Origin of the sequence: Aeromonas sp. 603079 (assembly GCF_049172135.1) — a bacterium.
In the GTDB taxonomy this organism is placed as follows: Bacteria; Pseudomonadota; Gammaproteobacteria; order Enterobacterales; family Aeromonadaceae; genus Aeromonas; species Aeromonas veronii.
The window spans coordinates 34,670-55,067 of the sequence record NZ_JAAKPX010000011.1 but is presented as its reverse complement, the minus strand read 5'-3'; the positions used below and the strand labels follow the sequence as shown (position 1 = coordinate 55,067).

The window sequence follows — 20,398 nt, the reverse complement described above, 5'->3', positions numbered from 1 at the left end:
TGACCACTCCCTTTTGTGGACAACTGTCAGGTAATACCAACTCCATACAGCCAGGGAGTGGCACCAGAGTCGGCTAGCCATGCACCAGCGCGGCGGCGGCCACCTTGTGACGGGCAATAAGCTGCTCGATATCCAGCCCCTCGATGGCACCATCCACCACCCGCCACTTGCCACCCACCATCACCCGATCGGCCCGCTCGGCGCCGCACAAGATCAGGGCCGCGATGGGGTCGTGACTGCCGCTAAAGCGCAGGTCGTCGAGCTTGAACAGCGCCAGATCTGCCTGCTTGCCGGGCAGCAGCTCACCGAGATCGCCGCGCCCGAGCAGCCGGGCCGAACCTACGGTCGCCCACTCCAGCACCTTGCGCGGAGTGATGCGCTCGGCGCCGTAGCGCAGCCGCTGCAGATAGAGCGCCTGACGGGCCTCCTGCATCAGGTTCGAGGCATCGTTGGAGGCCGAGCCATCCACCCCGAGCCCCACCGGCGCACCAGCCGCCTCCAGATCCAGGGTCGGGCAGATGCCGGAGGCGAGCCGCATATTGGAGACCGGACAGTGGCACACCCCGGTGCCCGCCGCCCCCAGCCGCGCAATCTCGTCCGGATTGAAGTGGATGCCGTGGGCCAGCCAGGTGCGATCGCCAAGCCAGCCCACCTTTTCGAGATAATCGACGGTGCGCAGGCCAAAGCGTGCAAGGCAGAACGCCTCCTCATCCAGCGTCTCCGCCAGATGGGTGTGCAGCCGCACATCGAGCTCGGCCGCGAGTCTGGCGCTCTCCACCATGATCTCCTCGGTCACCGAGAAGGGGGAGCAAGGGGCCAGCGCAATCTGGATCTGCGCCCCGGCGCCGCGCTCGTGATACTGGCGCACCAGCCGCAGACTGTCATCGAGGATCTGCTGCTGCCCCTGCACCGTGTGGCGCGGCGGCAAGCCCCCCTCATCCTCGCCAAGGCTCATGGAGCCGCGGGTCAGCATGGCGCGCATCCCCAGCTCACGCACCGCCGCCACCTGAATATCGATGGACTCCTCCATCCCGCGCGGGAAGAGGTAGTGGTGATCGGCCGCCGTGGTGCAACCCGAGAGCAGCAGCTCCGCCATCGCCACCTTGCTCGCCAGCGCCAGCGCGTCCGGCGTCAATCTGGCCCACACCGGATAGAGGGTCTTGAGCCAGGGGAAGAGCGGCTGATTGACCACCGGCCCCCAGGCACGGGTCAGGGTCTGGTAGAAGTGGTGGTGGGTATTGATAAGGCCCGGCAGCACCACATGGTCGCGGGCATCGAACAGCTGATCACACGGCCGGGCAGGCTGCTGGCCTGCCGCCAGCACTTCGCTGATCAGGCCGTTCTCAATCACCAGCCCGCCGCGGCCATCGACCGTTTCGGGGGTAAAGGTGGCAAGGGGGTTTTTAATCCAGATACGGGTAGCGGACATGGCCGACTCCTCCATCAGTGACACATAGGGGTGAGCCAGCTCAGTTATACCCTGTCTGCTGATCCAGAGGCGGCGGTCAGCGACCGCGGCCAACCCAGTCTAGGCATACGGCGCAAAAAGTCTGTGATCGCCGTTTTAAATCAAGGTGATAGCAACGGATTGCCCAAGGCGACCAACCGCACAAGGTTTACCCCGCAATTAATCAATCAGTAATTAACAAAAGCTTGTGCCAGCGCAAAAAAACCTCTGGTTTCTGATAGTTGCGTGATGGCCGCCATAGTTAAGCGCTCAATGAATCCGTAAGATATTTGGTGGCGCCTGTTGGCCCCTTTTCCCAAACCAAGGTCAACGGCGCAATGTGGCAGCGACAGTCAGGGGCGGTAGCGTCTTTCACGGAGACCAGCCGGTCTCCCGCCCCTGCGCCAGGGTAACCGTCCCCTCTCCCCTTGCGGGAGAGGGCTAGGGTGAGGGGTCGCCAACCCCGTTGGCATGACTTCGCCAGCAGGCTCGGTAGGGTCGATTAGCGAAGCGTAATCGTCCGCGGTAACTCTCTCCTTGCGGGAGAAGCGTAGGGTGCAATAAGCGCAGCGCATTGCACCAAGGTAACCGTCCCCTCTCCCCTTGCGGGAGAGGGCTAGGGTGAGGGGTCACCAACCCCGTTGGCATGACTTCGCCAGCAGGGTCGGTAGGGTCGATTAGCGTAATCGTCCGTGCTAACCGCTCCCCTTGCAGGTGAAGCCCATGGCGCAATCCGCAAAGCCTGACGCTGCAAGCAAACCCGCGTCGAATAGAGGTGCAATTCACTTCGTTCATTGCACCCTACGATAATGGCCAAACGGGCTCACCCCGGCGAACAACAGGGGGCAACAGCCAACCCGCAGCCCCGAGGCCGGTAAACAGACGTAGGGTGCGCCAAGCGCAGCGCATTGCACCGCGCTAACACTCCCCAGCCTATTCGGGGCACAGATCGGGCGGGTGGTTAGCTCGCAGCCACCCCCTCGCCCACCCCATGGTGAGAGCTAATTGTCGCACCTATGCAACAAGCGCCATCGACATAGTTGCATAGGTGAAAAAATAATGGCGGGTATAACGGCAAGCGGTGCCCATCCCTATCGGGAAACGGTTTTATATTGAAGGCCCGATAGTGAGTACTTCACCGTAATAACACCTTATTTCTCGAACGTCCGATTACGCTTAGCTAATCGAACCCACGGCCCTAATAAAACCACTCTATGTCGAAAGAACCATTATCAAGGAATATAAATTGAAGTTAATACACATATATGTAGAATCATATAAACACCTAAAGAATATTAATATTAGATTACATGGTGGATTCAAATGCGAGCATGTGGGCGGCGTTCTATCAATAGCAAGTTCACCAACCATAGATACCTATTATAAAGGTTCATCATTTCAAGCCATCATAGGCAAAAATGGTGTAGGAAAAACAAGTATTTTGGATTTAATTTCTTCTGACGGAACAGATCCAAATCAGCAACTATTCATGGTCTGGTATAACGATAAAAATGAATATGAGATCCATACTAGATACTATGCACCCAAAGATGTAAATGCCGATAAAAAATATAAAATTTTACATGAATATTTAGATGGCAATGTGCGCATTGCGAAAATAAATAACATTTCCGAGCCATTTTCATCATTAAATAAAAACATGGGCACTGTATCAACGCTTACTCCATCTATTTATAAAAGCACAAAAGCCAATAGACGTTATCAAAATAAAATATTGTCTAACTTTTTCTCATCATCTAGATATTATCAAAATGAATTAAGACCAAAATATAAAATCACACTATACAAACTGGACAGCCAAAAACTATCAAAAATCTTTTATAATATTGAAAGAGATAAGGCAACACACAAAATATTAAATGAATTACTCTTGAAGAAAAATTTAAACATTCATGACATAAAGAACACATTTATATCTTATGAGAATGATAATGGTATTTCAGTTAGAAATAACTTTATTCTAAGCATCAGCTCACAAATTGCAAAAAATAATCCCCAGTTAATTAATGGCAGTCAAGTTCAAATTGCAGCGATACTTCTAGCACATATATTCTCAACTCATGGCATTAGTTTAACAAGCATTGACCTATGGGAGAGAGAGTACATTGATAACATAGATAAATGGAGTGATGATGTCGGTAGATCAAATTCATTTCGACCAGAAAAAGAAAATACATATTTGACGCTAAAAAATAATATCACAGCAATAGATAATATTATTGTAAACCTGAGCAACTATGATAATAAAAATTATCATAACATTGATGAGTTTCCAGACAGAACGACTTTTATACACTCCGAGCCAAACCAGATTCAATATATAATGGAAGGTCTGGAACGTTCTAAATATCACTTGAATGATGCCTTTGAATACGGTTGGGATGGTTTGAGCTCTGGAGAACTTGCAAAAGCACTGCTGCTTGCAAATATATTCAGATATATTCAAAAGACTAAGGGTGTGACTAACCATATAATTTTAATGGACGAGATTGACATCTATCTACATCCAGAATGGCAACGAAAAATAATAAGTGAGATAATATCATTAATATCTACAGAGTCAGTTGCAGAGAAGTTTCAATTTATTATTACCAGCCACTCCCCCATAGTAATCAGTGATTTACTTCCAGAAAACATTGTTAGTTTGAGCAAGCGAGATAATGGTGTTGTTTTCATTAGTGACTCACCTGGCTATGCAACACAGATCACAGATCTATATCTTCAAGGTCTGCATATTTCGTCTACTTATGGTGAAATAACGAATGACACACTAACTAGATTACTTAACAAAAACACACGAACTCAAGATGACATAGACATTATATCTAGAATATCGAGCAACAACATTAGAAGTCTTTTGGAGCGGATATGATACATATTAATGCCAATCTAAACCGTAATCTCATAAATGAGATCGAGCAACATGTTAGACTTAATGTTATCCCTCATGTCAGAGCATTTTCCGAACAGATACCAGAAAATCATAGGAATATATTTAACGAGTTATTTAGCAATGACAACATCATGTCTTTAATTAATGCATCTCCAACTGAATTAGAGAATATTGCAGATCACGTTTATACGACACTGCCGCAGCTTGCAGAACGATACCACCCTTATAGATACTACTCGCAAATAAATGAAAATCTAACTGGCATAGAAGATATTGACGTCAGAGGAAATGAAGAACTTATTATTTTAAAAGCTACTCGGGTTCTTGGCGAAATTACTAATCTTAATCAAGGCAATCAAGAAAACCCATTCAGCTATGTCAAAGATAACTTATCAGCAAATGCTCTTGGGAAAAAACTCACTGCTCTTAAAAGGGTACAAAACTTTAAGAGGTCACGATATAAAATAACTAAAAAATATATAGAAAATTTGTCACCATGGCTTCAATCCCCATTTAGTATGTTTGACTATGACACTTTCAGAGGTATATTTAACGAGAGAATTATTGAATCTTACAATCTAACACCATGTCCATTCTGTGCATATGATTCTGTTGAAATTGTTAGAACTGCAAGAAAAACTTATATTCCAGCACTGGATCATTTCCTACCAAAATCAAAATATCCATTTCTAGCATTATCAATTAATAACTTACTTCCATCATGCTATCGCTGCAACTCTTCTTTCAAAAAAGAATCTGATATGCTTGAACACTTCCACCCTAAGAGAGATTCAGTGGAGCAAATAGATATATTTCAATTCAGTGTATTACCTGACACTCCATTCAACTCACCAGAATCGTCAAGAATAACTGTAGTTATTAATAATAATTGCCCTAAGTTATTGAAGAATTCAGTTATTTTTGAACTTGAAGGAGTTTACAATCTAAAAAATATTAAGAAAAAATTCTTGGATATGAGGGAACGTATTGAACTATATAAAAGTATGGGTGGTACACACATTGATGATATTTTAAGTAACCCAGAAAGAATCCGCTTACTATTAAATGTTGATTTAAATGCTAGCCCTCAAGATATTCCATTGCAAAAATTTAAAATTGAAGCTCTAAAAAGCTTGCGTCCTTAATCTAACAAGCCATGCGAATACGACTTTTTTAGTATCTCTATTTCCCCAGGGGCGAGGGGATCAGACCGAAGGATGCCGAGGCTTCGGCAAACCCAAAAAAAACCGCAGCCTTGAGCTGCGGTTTTTATTTACATTCCCCAAACACGCTTCTATTCCAACCAAAACCCTATTTCCCCAACCCCTTGCACTGCTCTCCCCCTGCGGCGGGATAGGCGGTGAGCGTCTCATAGAGAGCGGCGCGCAGGCTGCCGGATTGGCAGAAATCGCAGCTGCCGCCAGCGTCGATATCGGTGATGCGGGCGCCCTGCGGCCCATCCAGTACCAGATAGGTGCTGACAAAACGGTAGGTGCCGCTGGGGGCGTCGAGCGGGGTGCCCGGCTCGCCAAAGGTGAAGCGCACCTTGACCTCGCTGCGATCCCGGCTGCCGGCGATGGCGCGCGAGGAGAGGATCTCCGAGCCCAGCAGGTTATCCCAGGCGTTGGGCAGGAAGGGGTTACCCTCGACAAAGGGGGGCTTCTCGTCGGGGGCCTCGCGAGTGGCTATTTCGCGCGCCTTTGAGGCGGCATTGAGCAGGCAGAGCAGCTCGGGGGAGACGATAGTGGGCAGCGCGCCGCCAAGATCGCTCTGATAGAGGCCACTCGGTTTGACTTGGCGCTCCCAGTCGAGAAACTGGGCCACCTTGGCCTTGGCGCGGGCACTGGCGGCCGGATCGAGTTTGCCGCTGGTGGTGGTGCCCGCATGGGCCGGGGCGATCAGGGCCGCCGCAGAGAGGGCCAGTGCCAGCACGGGCCAGCTGGATATCTTCATGGTGCCATCTTCCTTATGTTTGCTTGCATGGGCCGCGCCCTGAACAAAGCGCCGGGCCCTGAAAAAAAGAGCGCAGCCCAAGGGCTGCGCTCTGCGTCAGGTCGTCAACCGGCAGCCCTTAGGCACGGCGCCAGCTGGTCTTGCCGGCGCTGTCTTCCAGCACGATGCCCATCTCGGTGAGACGGTTGCGGGCGGCATCGGCAGCCGCCCAGTTCTTGTCGGCACGGGCCTGATTGCGCTCGGCGATCAGGCGCTCGATCTCGGCAACCTCTTCATCCGCTTCGTCACCCTTCAAGAAAGCCTCGGGGTCTTGCTGCAGGATGCCGAGCACGGCGCCCAGCTCGCGCAGACGGGCACCGAGGCCAGCGGCAACAGTGATGTCTTCCGCTTTCTGGCGGTTGATCTCGCGCACCAGATCGAACAGGGCGGAGTAGGCTTCCGGGGTGTTGAAGTCGTCGTCCATCGCTTCCTTGAAGCGCGCCACCTGCTCGTCACCACCGGCAGCGGCGGCCACCGGCAGATCGCGCAGGGCGGTGTACATCCGCTCCAGCGCGGCGCGGGCTTGCTTCAGGTTATCTTCCGAGTAGTTGAGCTGGCTGCGGTAGTGGCCAGACATCAGGAAGTAACGGACGGTTTCGGCGTCGTAGTGGGCCAGTACGTCGCGGATGGTGAAGAAGTTGCCAAGGGATTTGGACATCTTCTCTTTATCCACCATCACCATGCCGCTGTGCATCCAGGTGTTGACGTAATCGCCACCGTGGGCGCAGCAGGACTGGGCGATCTCGTTCTCGTGGTGCGGGAACTGCAGATCGGAGCCACCGCCGTGGATGTCGAAGTGGTTGCCAAGGTGCTTGGAGTTCATGGCGGAGCACTCGATGTGCCAGCCAGGACGGCCCGGGCCCCAGGGGCTTTCCCAGGTCGGTTCGCCCGGCTTGGACATCTTCCACAGCACGAAGTCCAAGGGGTTGCGCTTGGCATCGACCACGTCAACGCGGGCACCGGCTTGCAGCTGCTCCAGATCCTGACCGGAGAGCTTGCCGTAGTCGGCGTAGGAGTCGACGATAAACATCACATCGCCGTTATCCGCCACGTAGGCGTGCTCTTTTTCCAGCAGGGATTGCACCAGCTCGATGATCTCTTCGATGTGCTGGGTGGCGCGCGGTTCGATATCCGGGCGCACCATGCCGAGGGCGTCGAAGTCGGCGTGCATGTCGCCGATCAGACGCTCGGTCAGCTCGTCGCAGGTGACGCGGGTTTCAGCGGCACGCTTGATGATCTTGTCATCCACGTCGGTGATGTTGCGCACGTAGGTGAGGTCATAACCGGCGTAACGCAGGTAGCGAGCGACCACATCAAAGGCGACGAAGGTGCGGCCGTGGCCGATATGACAGTGATCGTAGATGGTGACACCACACACATACATGCCCACCTTGCCCGGGTGGATAGGTTTGAATTCTTCTTTTTGACGAGTGAGTGTGTTGTATATCTTCAGCATCTTCTAACCACTGCCTGTGAGTAAAATGGTTGGTCATAATACCCCGTTCAGGGGCAGAAAACGAGGCAGAAAACGTGGCCAATCCCGCCTGCCAGCACGGTTACGGCGCCAGAGAGACTATGCCGCCAGCCCCTGATGGGCTAGAATTGCCACCACTTTATGCCATACACCTGCGGGCACTTCGTCGTCCGCATCAAATGAAAGGACATATCATGGTCACTCTGCACACCAATCACGGCGACATCACCCTCACCCTGAACGCTGAAAAAGCCCCGGAAACCGTGGCCAACTTCCTGCAATACTGCCGTGACGGTCACTACGACAACACCATTTTCCACCGCGTCATCGACGGCTTCATGATCCAGGGCGGCGGCTATGCCCCGGGCTTTGAAGAGAAAGACACTCGCGCTCCCATCAAGAACGAAGCGGCCAACGGTCTCTCCAACAAGATCGGCACCATCGCCATGGCCCGCACCATGGAGCCGCACTCTGCCAGCGCCCAGTTCTTCATCAACGTGAACAACAACGACTTCCTCGACTTCAAATCCGCTACCACCCAGGGTTTCGGCTACTGCGTATTCGGTGAAGTGACTGCCGGTATGGACGTGGTCAACAAGATCAAGGGCGTCAAGACCGGTAACTACGGCCGCATCCACCAAGACGTGCCGGTAGAAGACGTGGTGATCACCAAGGTGACCCTTGCTGACTGATCTCTGCCGACTCGGCACTGACAAAACTGCGGCCCCGGCCGCAGTTTTTCCATCTGCCTCCTCCACTGCCAGCCCAAACTGGCGCCGCCTCGACTATCTGGCCCACGGAAACCCGCGCCAGCGCTCGGCCCATGTCCTGCTCACCGCCGGTGTGTGGGATGAGCTGGCAGCGCAGTGCGCCGATCTGGCGCTGGTGAGCACGCTGGCCATCGGCCTCGATCGGCCCGGCAGCGATCTCGATATTCTCTGCCAGCATGCTGATCCCGCCGAGTTTGCCGCTACTTTTGCAGAGCAAGGCTGGCAGGCGAGCGACAAAGGCGACAATGTCTGGCTGCTGGAGCGCACCTTTTCCTGCCTCGAGCAGAAGAGTATCGATAGCGATTGCTACAAGAGCGATGCCTGCTGGCTACTGGAGCTCTATGTCACCCCAGCTCCCATCGAGATGCAGAACGGCTGGCGCCACCTCACCTTGATGGCGGCCCTGCTAGAGCGTTTTGGTGATGCCTTCTACCGTGACGTGCTACGTCTGCGCCTTGAAGAGGGGCTAAAAGGGGAGGCGGCCATGTGCCGGTTGCTGGGGCTGGAGGGCGCTCCTTATGAAGCGCTGCTGACGCTGGAGGGATGCAATCTGGCCGAGCTGTCATGGCAGCCGCCATCCCGTGACGATATCCATACCTCAACTAGCGCGATGGCGCCCGCAGCACACGATCCGTCCCCTGTTGTGTCTACTATCTCTGCCACCCCTGTTTGCCCTGTTTCGACCGAGAGCCCGATCCCCACATCATGAGCACCCTCTTTATCAGTGACATTCACCTCTCTGCCCAGCGGCCCGATATGACCGCGGCACTGGTGCGCTTTCTCGAGCACGACGCCCCCGGCGCCGATGCCCTCTATGTGCTGGGGGATATCTTCGAATTCTGGATTGGCGATGATGACCCCAATCCGCTCCATCAACAGATGGCCGATGCCTTTTTGGCCCTGAGCCAGCAGAACGTGCCCATCTACTTTATCCACGGCAACCGTGACTTTCTGCTGGGCCAGCAGTTTGCCAAGCGCGCGGGGATGACCCTGCTGGGGGACCCCTGCGTGATCGACCTCTATGGGGAGCGGGTGGTGCTGAGCCACGGCGATCTGCTCTGCACCCTGGATCTGGGGTATCAGAAGTTTCGTCGTATCACCCAGCTCAAATGGCTGCGCTGGCTCTTTTTGCGACTGCCGCTTGCCCGCCGTCAGGCCATCGCCAGCAAGATGCGCGGCCAAAGCCAGATGGAAAATGCCCACAAGAGCCAGATCATCATGGATGTAACGCCCGCGGCGGTGGACGACACCCTGCGCGCCCACGACTGCCGGATGATGATCCACGGCCACACCCACAGACCCGCCATCCACGACTTCATCCTCGATGGCCACCCCGCGCGGCGTATCGTGCTGGGGGACTGGTTCGAGCAAGGCTCGGTGCTGGTCTGTCGCCCCGGCGAGCAGCAGCTGGAGATGCGGGCGCTGGCAACGATCGACCCCGCCGCTCATCCATCCGTCTGACATCCCCCCTGCGAGGGTTGCAGGCAAAACCTGCGGCCCAGCATCCCCTGTTAACCCGGTGAAGCGACTCATTACGGTGAGCTCAGGCTGGTATGGCCTGTGCTGATGGGGTGCTCGCCCCATCCCTATCGGTTCTGCTGCGCTAGCAACACCAAATACGGCAAACGCCGGCCAAAAAACACATCCAACATGCTGAAAATAAAGATAATTAACCATTCAATCAGCGTTGAAATAAACGAAACCGCTCATTAGACTACCGACTCCTCCCACCCGTCGTAACACAAGGAACGTATCAGACAATGAAAAAGACGGTTCTCACTCCCTTACTGGCGCTGTTGATCACAGGCTGTGGCGGCGGTGATGGCGAACAGGAAGAGACCCCTGTCACCCCCAACTATTTCGAGGCATCCAGCCAGAGCAGCGCGGGCGGACAGTTGAACCCCACCAGCCTGCGGTTGGCGGCGGGTGAACAGGGGCGCTTCTCGGTACAGGCTGACAGCGGTTACCTCCTGACCGGGATAAGCGGATGTGATGGCACCCTGGACGGCCTCACCTATACCACTGGCCCCATGAGCAGCGATTGCCAGATCTCGGCCAGCTTCACGCAGGAGAGTGCCGCCGTCTATTTCAACGCCACCACCCAAGCTTCTCAGGGGGGCGTACTCAGCCCCGACGCCCTGCGTCTGAACGCCGGTGAACAGGGCCGTTTCACCGTGCAGCCCGAGAGTGGCTTCGTGCTGGCGCAGATCGCTGGGTGTGAGGGCACACTGACGGGCAACACCTATACCACAGCACCCATGCGCGCCGATTGTCAGATCTCGGCTCGCTTTATCAGCGATGCCGCCAATGCGATTGCCCGGGAAGATCATACCCTTGCCAGCGAGCAATCCCTGATCGCCCATGCCCGTGCGGCGATTGCCGACAGTGAGACGCACCGCACTGAGCTGGTTCGCAGCCTCTATCAGGGAATGGCACAGATCAGCTGGAACCCGAGCCACGACTCCATCACCTTTTCCAGCTTCCAACCGGAGAGCACGGTGACCCTGCTCCCCTCCAACATCAATGGCAAGGGGGAGAGCGAGATCCGGGGGCTGGTGATGGTCTCCGAGCAAGCCGATTACCGTCAGGCAGCCATGGGGGCGAACCTGTTTTCCGTTGACCGCACAGCGCAGAGCGAGGCGCTGCTCAAGGGGCTGATTGGCTGGCTGACCCGGGGCAAGGATAGCGATGGCCTGCGCATCCTCACCGCCCAGATGCCAAGCCGCACCGATAGCTGGTATTTTCCCCATAACGAAGGCGTGCGGGACTGGCTCAAGGCGATCTATCCCGACAAGCACAGCATCAACCCGGCCAATACCTGCGATTATCAGGCGTTGAGTGACTGCATCGATACCATGGCGCCGGAGCTTATCGTGATCAGCGATATCGACCGCCAGGGGCTGGGGTATCAGGGGATCGCACAGGGGATTGCCAAGGCCAAAGCGGCCGGGATCCCGCTGCTGCTCTCCAACTATCGGCGCGATGCCAGCCCGCTGCTAAGCCCCCTCTATCTCGATATGGGGCTGGTTACCTGGGGCAACTACTGGTCAAAACTCAGAGCCAGCGATCTGGCAGTGAACACCATCATGGCACCCGACGCCCAGCTGATGGCGGTCGATACCCTGCTTGGCAACCTTCTGGATCGCAACTTCACTACCCAGTGGCTCGATAGCTGCGGCGGCAACTTTATCAATTGCGGTGGCTCGGAGAGCTTCAACCAGCAGTTCAAGCTGGGTGCCGACTGGCTGAGAAATGGGGCCATCACCCTCGACAAGGCCGGGATCAGTCCCTTTGCCCGTGACGGCGTGACACTGTTGCCCGCCACCCTGCTGCTGGCCGACAAATACCGTGCCGCCATCGACTACCCGATTGCCTGGGATGAGCATCAATCCTGGCAGCAGGCGATGTTTGCCGACTGGCTGGTGAGCTATGCCCGCACCCGTACCCCGGCCCAGCCCGATCTGGGGGAGTACGTCACCGATCGCAACAAGGTGGTGAAGGGACAAGCGGCTCACTACGCCTATCCCGCAACGCTCACCGACAGTCGGCGCATTGCGGTTCCCTACAGCGGGCAGTGGACCACCACCGGCTGGTATGCCCTGCCGGGACAAACCATCACCCTGAGACGCACCGATAACGCCGATGTGTCCGCTACCGTCCGACTCAACTACCACAGGCCCAATACCAATCGCGCCTATGAGCAGAAGATCTATCGAGCCCCGCTGGAGCTGGCCACCGGGCGGCTGATCTTGGCCAAGGGGGGCAGTGTCACCTTCACCTCGCCCTATGGCGGCCCTATCTACCTCTATCTGGAAGGGGCGGCTGCATCGCTGGCCGTCCAGGTGAGCGCCACGGGCGTCACCCGTCATCCGGCCATCATGGATTTCAGTGATGAGCAGCAGATACGAGAGTTCAACGAGCGGCTGGAACAAACCGAGCTGCCCCATATCGATCTGCGGGCCGATGGCGCCGAACAGCATCTGCGCCGGGATCGCTTCACCAAGGCGGTTGGTGGCGTCATCCCCGACACCAATGCCCTGCTCGACAGCATCGCCCGGGATCACATCAATGGTGTCTACACCCTGGCGGGCCTGAAAATTCAGGGCAAGGGGCTCGATGAGTCGCTGCCTGCGGATGTTAAAAACGCCTGCGTGGCACTGTTGGGGGAGGGGTGTCTCGATGAATCGCTCCATACCCGCACCATCATCCAGCATGCCAACTATGACCAGAATGCCCATTGCGGCAGCGGTTGCAGCGGCAACCCGTGGGACTCTTCCGGCAGCATCAGCCCGACCGGCTGGCTCGACAATCACGAGCTGGGCCACAACCTGCAGACCAACCGGTTGAACGTGCAGTACGCTGCGGCAGGCGATGCCGACAACTGGAGTGGCTACGGGAGCCGGGCGGGGGAAAACTCCAACAACATCTTCCCTTATGTGGTGAAGTGGCGCGCCCATTATCTGAGGGATGGCAACACGGCGCCCATCAAGGATGGGCACATGAATCACAAGGATCTCTTCTATGTGTTCATGTCTGATGCGGCGCAGGTAAGGGACAGGAGTGGCAACCGCCTCGTGCTCGGGGCCAACTGCAAGGTGCTCGATACCGGCGAGAGTCGCTACGAAGCCCCCTGGAAGAGCAATGCCTACGCCGTCCACAACGGCTATCGCATGGCGTTTTATATCCAGATGGCATTGCGCGCCCACGGTATGATCCTGACTGATGGCACCCGGCTGAACGATGGCTTCACTCTCTTCACCCTGCTCTATCAGCATTCACGGATCTTCGGCGCGGCAGCCGACAGTGAAGTGCAGTGGAATGCCAGCAAGGATAGGCTCGGCTTTAGCCTGTTCCCCTACTCGGGGCATGCGGTCTATGGCGGCAAACGGGTGCGCGACATACCGGGCAATGACTTTATGCTGGTTGCACTCAGTCGGCTCACCGGTTGGGACTGGCGCAATCATTTCGATCTGCTCGGCCTGCGTTACTCAAGCCTCGCGGTCGCTCAGGTGCAGGCCAACCAGCGTTATGGCAGCCTGCCGATGGGGATGTATGTGCTGGAGGATGACCTGCCCCCAGCCAACATGAGCGAAGGCGTCACATTCCTGCCGCTCTCTGAAAGCGACGGATCCACCCTCTGGCCCCGCAACAGTGGCTCGCCAAGCGCCTGCCCAACACCCTGAATCCGGTCATCACGATAACCACAACAAGCGCCCGGCTGGGCGCTTGTTGTTTATCCGGCCTTTGGCCCCATGGTGGATGCCGAGAAGGTTGGGGAGTCTGCGTGGAGAAGAACGAGCCGAAAATGTGTAAGCCTGTATAAGGACTAAACACATCTCTGGCCCATCCACGCAGCAATGTTACAGCACCGTCATCTGACCGGCATAGAGGATGAAGTAGCGCAGCAGCAAGATCCCCACCAGGCTCAGGCTGCAGACCAGCACCAGGTGGGAGTGCTGGTGCTGGCGAGCTGGCGAGCTGAACAGCCCCAACAGTTGGGGAAGCAGGATGCCTATGCCAATCACGCCAAACCAGAAGACCTGCGACCAGAAGCCGCCGCCTATGGCCGCCCACATCGCTGCCTCCCGCTGGCCGCCACCGAAGTAGAGGCCGGTGAAGAAGCAGACCAGCAAGAAGATCTCGATAGCCACCATGGGACGCTCGAAGCGGTGCACAAAGCTCACCCCCTTGCTATGGCTGCTCTCCTTGAACAGAGTCACCGCCAGCAAGATGGTGGAGGCTACCCCCGAGCTGATACCGGATACCAGAAACAGCGCCGGCAGGATCGGGTTGTTGAGCATGGGGTAGGTCTTGAGCGCCGAGAGCAGGAAGCCGGTATAGGCCCCCAGCAGTACGGCCAGCAACAACAACAGGGGAGTAAGCAGTCGCTCAAGCTGTGCCACCTTGCCTATCAGGGTATCGATGAAGGCGAACCTGTCCGCCAGCAGGTGTCGCCGCAACCCCTCGATCTCGGCTCTGAAGACCACCGCCAGCCAGGCAAACAACACCGTCATATAGACCTGAAACAGCATGACCCCCATCGACATCACGGAATCGAACTGATAGTGGAACATCAGCTTCCAGAAGGTCCAGGGACGAGCCAGGTGGAAGATGAGGATCAGCAGCCCCAGTATCACGCTGAGCGGGGCCAGAATGGCGGTCGCCCTGATGATGCCGTTCTCGCTGCCGGCCCCGCGCTGGCGCAACAGCACCGAGAGGGTGACTGAACCGGCGGAGATCCCCAGCAGAAAGAGGTAGATGGCGATGGGACCATCCCAGACCAGTGAGTCGAAGTGAAATGCGTTATGCCACATGGTACACACCTCCCGTTTCGCTACTCACCATCTGCAGAGGGATACCGCCATGATGCGGGTTATGTGGACTCATGATTTTATCTCCCCTTTTGGTACCCGATACATCTTGGGCGAGGTGCCGAGGAACTGTTTGTAGCGATAGGTGGTTTCATGCACCAGCCGTCTGGCGATCGGGCTGTGAGGATCATCCAGATTGCCGAACACCAGCGCCTTGGTAGGGCAGGCTTCGACACAGGCGGGTTGCTTGCCGTTGGCCAGATTGGTTTTGCGGCAAAAGTCGCACTTGTCGGCAATGCGGGTGACCGGGTTGATAAAGCGTACCTGATAAGGGCAGGCCGCCAGACAGTAGCGGCAGCCGACACAGAGATCGGGGTTAATGTCGACGATGCCATCCTCGGCCCGGATATGGGATGCACCCGTCGGGCAGACATGCACACAGGGGGCGTTATCACAGTGCTGGCAGGACTTGCGGAAAAACCGGTACTCCTGATCCGGATATTCACCCACAGGGCCGGAGCGCAGGATCTGCAGGCGGGCTACCCCTTGTGGCACCTGATTGACTTCCCGGCAGGCATCCATGCAGGCGGTACAACCGATGCAGGCTGTCTCATCGTGGATCATGCCGTAGCGCACCCCCCCGATGGTCATGCTGTTGGCCAGGGCGCGGGGCGACCCCGTCATCAGGATCAAGGCGCTGGCACTCATCCCCACCATAAACTCGCGACGGGTCGTGCTCATGCGCCCTCCTTGGCCGCGGCTTGCTGCCTGGCCTCATGCTGCTTGCTGTGGCAGTCGACGCACAGCTTGATGCGGGCCTTCTCGGGGATGCCGACCATGGGCTCTTTGGCCGGGTGCAACTGATGGCAGCTGGTGCAGGTCACGCGAGTCGCATGCACGTCGTGAGCCCACAGCGCCTTGCGCAGATCATCGGGCTCATGGCAGCTCATGCAGACGCCGTTTTGCTGGCTGAGCGGGAAGGCATCGTCGCCAAAGCGCATCACGTCGACAATGCCGCCACGCTGTTTGCGGTGCTGGGCTGACGGGTTGCCGTGACAGTTGGTACAGGTCACCGCTTCATTGGTATTGGGGTTGGTGACGCTGGCATGCTTGCCATGCATCCCCTCGTTTCCGTCGTGGCACTTGTCACACTTGGCGAAACGGGCGGCCGCTTTTTTCTCGGCTGCGGCTTTCTTCGCGGCTTTGGCCTGGCGTGCGGCCAGTGCATCGGCGGCACTGCTATCGGCCACAGTGCTGACGGCAGCAGACGCTGGTTCGACGGCGGTCGCTGCGAGGGCAAACTCGCTTGCACCCAGACAGATCGTGGCAAGCAAGGCCCACTGCATTATTTTTTTCATACTGGACTCCGGATCAAAGAGGTTCAGCGGCGTTATCCACCCCCTGACAAGAAAAAGAGCGACAAATACCTCCCAAAATGCCAGAAACGGGCAAGAGTCCCCCACCCACGACAGAGTGGGGGCTTGATCAATGGATAAACCTGACCGCTTTGGTTATTGCTGGCTGGCGTAGTACTCGGCCAACGCCTGGAGATCGGCATCACTCATGGCAATGATGGCGTTATTCATCTTCTCGTCATTGCTGCGCTTGCCGGCCTTGAACTCTTGCAGGGCCATCAGTATGTAACCTTTTGGCTGACCGGAGAGGATGGAGGCTTCATCGTCGGCAACGGAGCCACCTTCGGAGTGACACTTCTTGCAACCAGACTCTTCATGCAGTTTTTGTCCTGCTTTGGCCAGTGCGGCATCGAACGGCTGCTTCATCGGCTGGTAGGGCAGTTCGGCATAGTAAGCTGCCAATTCGTCGATCTGATCGTCGCTAAGACCCTTAACAATGTCGGTCATGTTTCCCTGTTTGCTGGTGTCACCGGTGACATGATTAACGGTCTTAGCAGGGCGGCCATCTAGGTAGCTTCGCATCTGCTCCGCAAGATTAGATTCTGCTATTCCGGCGATTGTCGGAATATCTGTATGTGAGCTGATCCCCTGATTACCGTGACATGCGTTACATGTTTTGGCCATCTCGTCGACCCCGGCAAAGGCTGGCCCAATTGAACCAATCAACAGAGATAACCCCACCACTTCCCATTTCATGCTTCGCTTCATTTTGCACTCCTCTTGACATAAAAATCGCAAAAGACAGCTTATACCGTTTTTTTATTCGAAAAAGTGGGCTTAGTCCCGCTTTTGAGACTTCTGTCAACGTCGAGAGCCACATAAACCTTATAATTCGGGGGGGAATGGTTTTTGACCAAGGCGGGGCTCAAAAGGCTCCAATGTTGCATGTTTTTGGGACTTTTCTGAGACAGCTCATACATGAAATAAAAAATCCGATAAAAAAGGATAAACAAGATGAAATACTGGAAAGCGCTGGTGGCAGCTGCAATGGTGCTCACCCTCTCGGCCTGTGGTGGCGGGGGGGATGGCAGTGACAAGAGTGAGCCACCCACCCCTCCTCCAGGAACCCCTGGATCTCTGATTATCTCGGCGTCGACACCGGTTCTCACCCCGGATGGTCAGCTCTCGGTACAGTTCAACGTGACGGACAAACAGGGCTCGGGTTACGACCTGGGCGCTACGATCCCCTCATTCACCCTCAACAAGGTGATCCCCGGCCGCGATGCCACACGTGAAGACCCGGCCATCTGGAAGAGTTTTATCTACCGTTCCGGCAAAGCCACCAGTGAAAACAGCGGCAAGCTGGAGTCACTGGGCAATGGGCAATATCGCTACACCTTTGCTATTAACCCCACCACAGTGCCGGATCCCTATCCTGCTGATTCACAGAGCAACAATGGCGTGATTAGTTGGGATGAAACGGCGACTCATCGTGTGGGTATCTTTTTTGGTGGCAGTAACAATGTCCCCGTCACCAACTATGTGCTGGACTGGGTGCCGGCTGGGACGCGCGCCGCTTTGACCCGGGATATCGTGGATCAGAGCAGTTGTAACAGTTGTCACATGAAGCAAGCGATCAAACACGCGGATCGCGCTGACCCCAAACTCTGTGTCACCTGTCACAACGAGAGCAATCCGGCCATTGCTACCCGCCGCTCTCTGACGACCATAGTGCACAAGTACCATGGCAATCTGGATAGTACGGATACCAAGACGGTCAGCCACTTCCCGCAAGACTCGCGCAACTGCGATACCTGTCACAAGGACGCCACGCCAGCCACCCTCAATGCCGGTAACTGGCAACATGCCCAGGAAAAAGCGTGTGGTGCCTGTCATGCCGATTCAACCAGCTCCACAGGTTTTGATGCTCACATCACTGGCAAGATAAACAGTGGCGCAGTCTGCACCCAGTGCCATGGCGCTGATCCGGCCAGCAGCAAGTCCCCCTACATGGTCCACCTGGGTTACATGGCCAACGAGGCGATTGGACGCGACAAGCTGCAGTTCACGTTCGATGACGTTCGCTATGCCGCTCCCAATATCGAGATCGAACTGACCGTCACCGTCGACGGTACGCCGGCCGAGAGCGTTAATGACGTGCTGAAATATGTCAAAGATGGCAATCCGGCCATTCTGGTCAATTGGGATCAGGGCCAGGGATTCGAGCTGGCCACCACCAACCCGCAGACTTTCGCCACTGGCAACAAGATCGAGTTCAGCAAGTGTGTCAGCCAGGGCACAGGTCGCTTCCTGTGCAGCAAAGAGACAGGCAACGAGGTCAACGGCACCCTGGCCGCGACCATCGCCGATCTGAGAGTCTGTGTGGCGCGTAAAGCCGATCGCAACGGGGCGTTTGCCGCAGGGGATCTGCTGCCTTGCAGCAGCACTGCCAGCGCACTCTCCCTGATCGCCATCAATCCGGTCAACGCCTACTTCCGTGCCGAAGGGGGCATCGACAGCAGCTATCTGCTCAAGGCCGGTGCGGATCTCGCTTCCTGCAACAGTTGTCACAAGGATCTGGCAGTCCACATGAGCAATCATGCGGCCAAGGATATGAGCCAGTGCACCAGTTGCCACAACGCGACCCGTACCTCGTTCTATGCGGGGGTGCCGGGGGACCTGAAATATCACGTCCACTCCTTCCACGCGCTGGGCGCCAAACATGGGGGAAGTGCTACCTTCCCGGGCGATATCAGCAACTGCGAGTCCTGTCATACCCAGGGGCAATACAACCTGCCCAACCAGCAGAACGCGCGCCCCTCTCTGGTCGCCACCACGGCTGACAACAAACAGCCCAAATACTTCAGCCCGGTGCTGGTGGTCTGCTCCAGCTGCCACCTCAAATCACCGCTGGGGTTGGTCAAGCCGGATAGCCCGGTGGCAGGGGATGAGTGGGCTACCCACATGAAGAATAACGGCGCCGTCTTTGGTGCAGAGACGATCGAAGCCGCAACCGGTGTTGAACAGTGTGCCTCTTGCCATGCCGTCGGGCAGGAGCAGGGTGTCGACAAGGTTCACAAGGTCTACGACTTCCGTTGATGAAATCCTGCGGTCAGGGGGTAACCCCTGGCCCTTCGCCGTTGAAGGAAACAAGATGAAAAAGACCATCACGCAGTGGTTATTGGCTGGCATGCTGGCCCTGAGCTGCCTGTCAGCCTGGGCCAAGAGCGATGCCGCGCAACCCGCTGGCGATGCAGATCCGCGACTCCAGATTGAATCGGCTCTGGACAAGAAATTTGACCAGGGAAAATACTCCCCGAAGGGAGCTGATACCTGCCTCAAGTGCCACGATTCAGATTCACGCAAACCCGCGACCGGCATATTCCACAGTGTGCACGGCAATCTGGGCAACCAGAATGGCCCCATGGCCGACCGGCAGTGTGAAGCTTGTCATGGTCCGGCAGGCAACCACACGCGCAATCCTCGCAAAGGAGAGAAACGGGAGCCGATGATCACCTTTGGTCCCGATTCACCTGTGCCGGTCGAGAAGCAGAACAGTGTCTGTCTCTCCTGTCATACCGATACCAACCGGATGGGCTGGCATGCCAGTGTTCATGCGGTCGAGGATCTCTCCTGTACCAGCTGCCACACATTGCACCAGGCCAAGGATCCGGTGATGGACAGCAAGAAACAGGTCGAGACCTGCACCAGCTGCCATGCCGCAGAGAAATCGGATCTGCACAAGCGCACCAGTCATCCCATCCTGAATGGCGAAATGCCCTGCTCCAGCTGCCACAACCCGCATCAGTCACAAAATGAGGCCAGCCTGAAACAGCCAACCGTCAACGAGAGCTGTTACGAGTGCCATGCCGAGAAGCGGGGCCCCTTCCTGTGGGAGCACGAACCGGTGACCGAGGATTGCTCTCTATGCCACAGCCCCCACGGTTCCATCAATCAGGCGCTGCTCAACAAGCGCGTGCCCCAGTTGTGTCAGGAGTGTCACAGCGCCCCCCATGCCAACGTGTCCATCACCGAGGGGGATCTCAAGGTGCGCGGCGGCAGTTGCCTGAACTGTCATAACCAGATCCACGGGACCAACCATCCGAATGGGCAGTCCCTGCGACGTTGAGGAGAG

15 protein-coding genes are annotated in these 20,398 nt (G+C 56.0%); 8 read left to right on the top strand and 7 right to left on the bottom strand.

What is annotated here, in order from left to right:
- Nucleotides 1-73: 73 nt before the first annotated feature.
- Nucleotides 74-1,429 carry an 8-oxoguanine deaminase gene (locus G5287_RS09895; protein ID WP_421231224.1) on the bottom strand — a complete coding sequence of 452 codons (1,356 nt, stop codon included), beginning with the start codon at nucleotides 1,427-1,429 and terminating at the stop codon, nucleotides 74-76.
- Nucleotides 1,430-2,693: 1,264 nt separating this feature from the next.
- On the opposite strand from G5287_RS09895, the gene G5287_RS09890 reads away from it, so the two are divergent.
- The gene (locus G5287_RS09890; RefSeq protein ID WP_421208739.1) at nucleotides 2,694-4,340 is read left to right on the top strand and encodes an AAA family ATPase; all 1,647 of its coding nucleotides are present in this window, start codon (nucleotides 2,694-2,696) and stop codon (nucleotides 4,338-4,340) included.
- Entirely contained in the window at nucleotides 4,337-5,506 is a 1,170-nt protein-coding gene (locus tag G5287_RS09885; protein ID WP_421231223.1) for a hypothetical protein, read from the top strand. The genes G5287_RS09890 and G5287_RS09885 overlap by 4 nt, the downstream gene beginning before the upstream one ends.
- Nucleotides 5,507-5,672: 166 nt before the next feature.
- On the opposite strand, the gene G5287_RS09880 is transcribed toward G5287_RS09885, so the two are convergent.
- Nucleotides 5,673-6,314 (bottom strand): hypothetical protein, encoded by a 642-nt coding sequence (locus tag G5287_RS09880; protein ID WP_043849439.1) that lies wholly within the window; start codon nucleotides 6,312-6,314, stop codon nucleotides 5,673-5,675.
- Between the two features lie 118 nt (nucleotides 6,315-6,432).
- On the bottom strand, nucleotides 6,433-7,809 hold the full coding sequence (gene cysS, locus G5287_RS09875; RefSeq protein ID WP_421231222.1) for a cysteine--tRNA ligase: 1,377 nt from the start codon (nucleotides 7,807-7,809) through the stop codon (nucleotides 6,433-6,435).
- A 212-nt stretch (nucleotides 7,810-8,021) separates the two neighbouring features.
- On the opposite strand from cysS, the gene G5287_RS09870 reads away from it, so the two are divergent.
- The 4 genes from G5287_RS09870 to G5287_RS09855 all read left to right on the top strand — a co-directional run bounded on the left by G5287_RS09870 (nucleotide 8,022) and on the right by G5287_RS09855 (nucleotide 13,780).
- Nucleotides 8,022-8,519 carry a peptidylprolyl isomerase gene (locus G5287_RS09870; RefSeq protein WP_005337417.1) on the top strand — a complete coding sequence of 166 codons (498 nt, stop codon included), beginning with the start codon at nucleotides 8,022-8,024 and terminating at the stop codon, nucleotides 8,517-8,519.
- Nucleotides 8,509-9,306 carry a DUF4269 domain-containing protein gene (locus G5287_RS09865; protein WP_421208742.1) on the top strand — a complete coding sequence of 266 codons (798 nt, stop codon included), beginning with the start codon at nucleotides 8,509-8,511 and terminating at the stop codon, nucleotides 9,304-9,306. Before G5287_RS09870 ends, G5287_RS09865 begins: the two co-directional genes overlap by 11 nt.
- Nucleotides 9,303-10,058, top strand: a complete 756-nt coding sequence (lpxH, locus tag G5287_RS09860) for a UDP-2,3-diacylglucosamine diphosphatase (protein WP_421231221.1) — start codon at nucleotides 9,303-9,305, stop codon at nucleotides 10,056-10,058. Before G5287_RS09865 ends, lpxH begins: the two co-directional genes overlap by 4 nt.
- Nucleotides 10,059-10,357: 299 nt before the next feature.
- Nucleotides 10,358-13,780, top strand: coding sequence for an ImpA family metalloprotease (locus G5287_RS09855; RefSeq protein WP_421231220.1), 3,423 nt, complete (start codon nucleotides 10,358-10,360; stop codon nucleotides 13,778-13,780).
- Between the two features lie 177 nt (nucleotides 13,781-13,957).
- Here the strand turns inward: G5287_RS09855 and nrfD are convergent, their stop codons facing one another.
- The 4 genes from nrfD to pdsA form a co-directional block, all read right to left on the bottom strand.
- Complete coding sequence (gene nrfD / locus G5287_RS09850) at nucleotides 13,958-14,911, bottom strand: cytochrome c nitrite reductase subunit NrfD (RefSeq protein ID WP_323912213.1); 954 nt, start codon at nucleotides 14,909-14,911, stop codon at nucleotides 13,958-13,960.
- Nucleotides 14,912-14,980: 69 nt separating this feature from the next.
- Nucleotides 14,981-15,649: an Nrf-like electron transfer protein NetC gene (gene netC, locus G5287_RS09845; RefSeq protein ID WP_323912211.1), complete on the bottom strand. Its 669-nt coding sequence runs from the start codon at nucleotides 15,647-15,649 to the stop codon at nucleotides 14,981-14,983.
- Entirely contained in the window at nucleotides 15,646-16,266 is a 621-nt protein-coding gene (nrfB, locus tag G5287_RS09840; RefSeq protein ID WP_005346804.1) for a cytochrome c nitrite reductase pentaheme subunit, read from the bottom strand. The genes netC and nrfB overlap by 4 nt, the downstream gene beginning before the upstream one ends.
- 153 nt (nucleotides 16,267-16,419) lie before the next feature.
- Nucleotides 16,420-17,031, bottom strand: coding sequence for a periplasmic diheme shuttle PdsA (gene pdsA, locus G5287_RS09835; protein WP_216953317.1), 612 nt, complete (start codon nucleotides 17,029-17,031; stop codon nucleotides 16,420-16,422).
- A gap of 246 nt (nucleotides 17,032-17,277) precedes the next feature.
- On the opposite strand from pdsA, the gene G5287_RS09830 reads away from it, so the two are divergent.
- Nucleotides 17,278-19,362 (top strand): OmcA/MtrC family decaheme c-type cytochrome, encoded by a 2,085-nt coding sequence (locus tag G5287_RS09830; protein ID WP_421171940.1) that lies wholly within the window; start codon nucleotides 17,278-17,280, stop codon nucleotides 19,360-19,362.
- A gap of 55 nt (nucleotides 19,363-19,417) precedes the next feature.
- Nucleotides 19,418-20,392, top strand: coding sequence for a DmsE family decaheme c-type cytochrome (locus G5287_RS09825; protein WP_216978493.1), 975 nt, complete (start codon nucleotides 19,418-19,420; stop codon nucleotides 20,390-20,392).
- The last annotated feature ends 6 nt before the right edge of the window (nucleotides 20,393-20,398 follow it).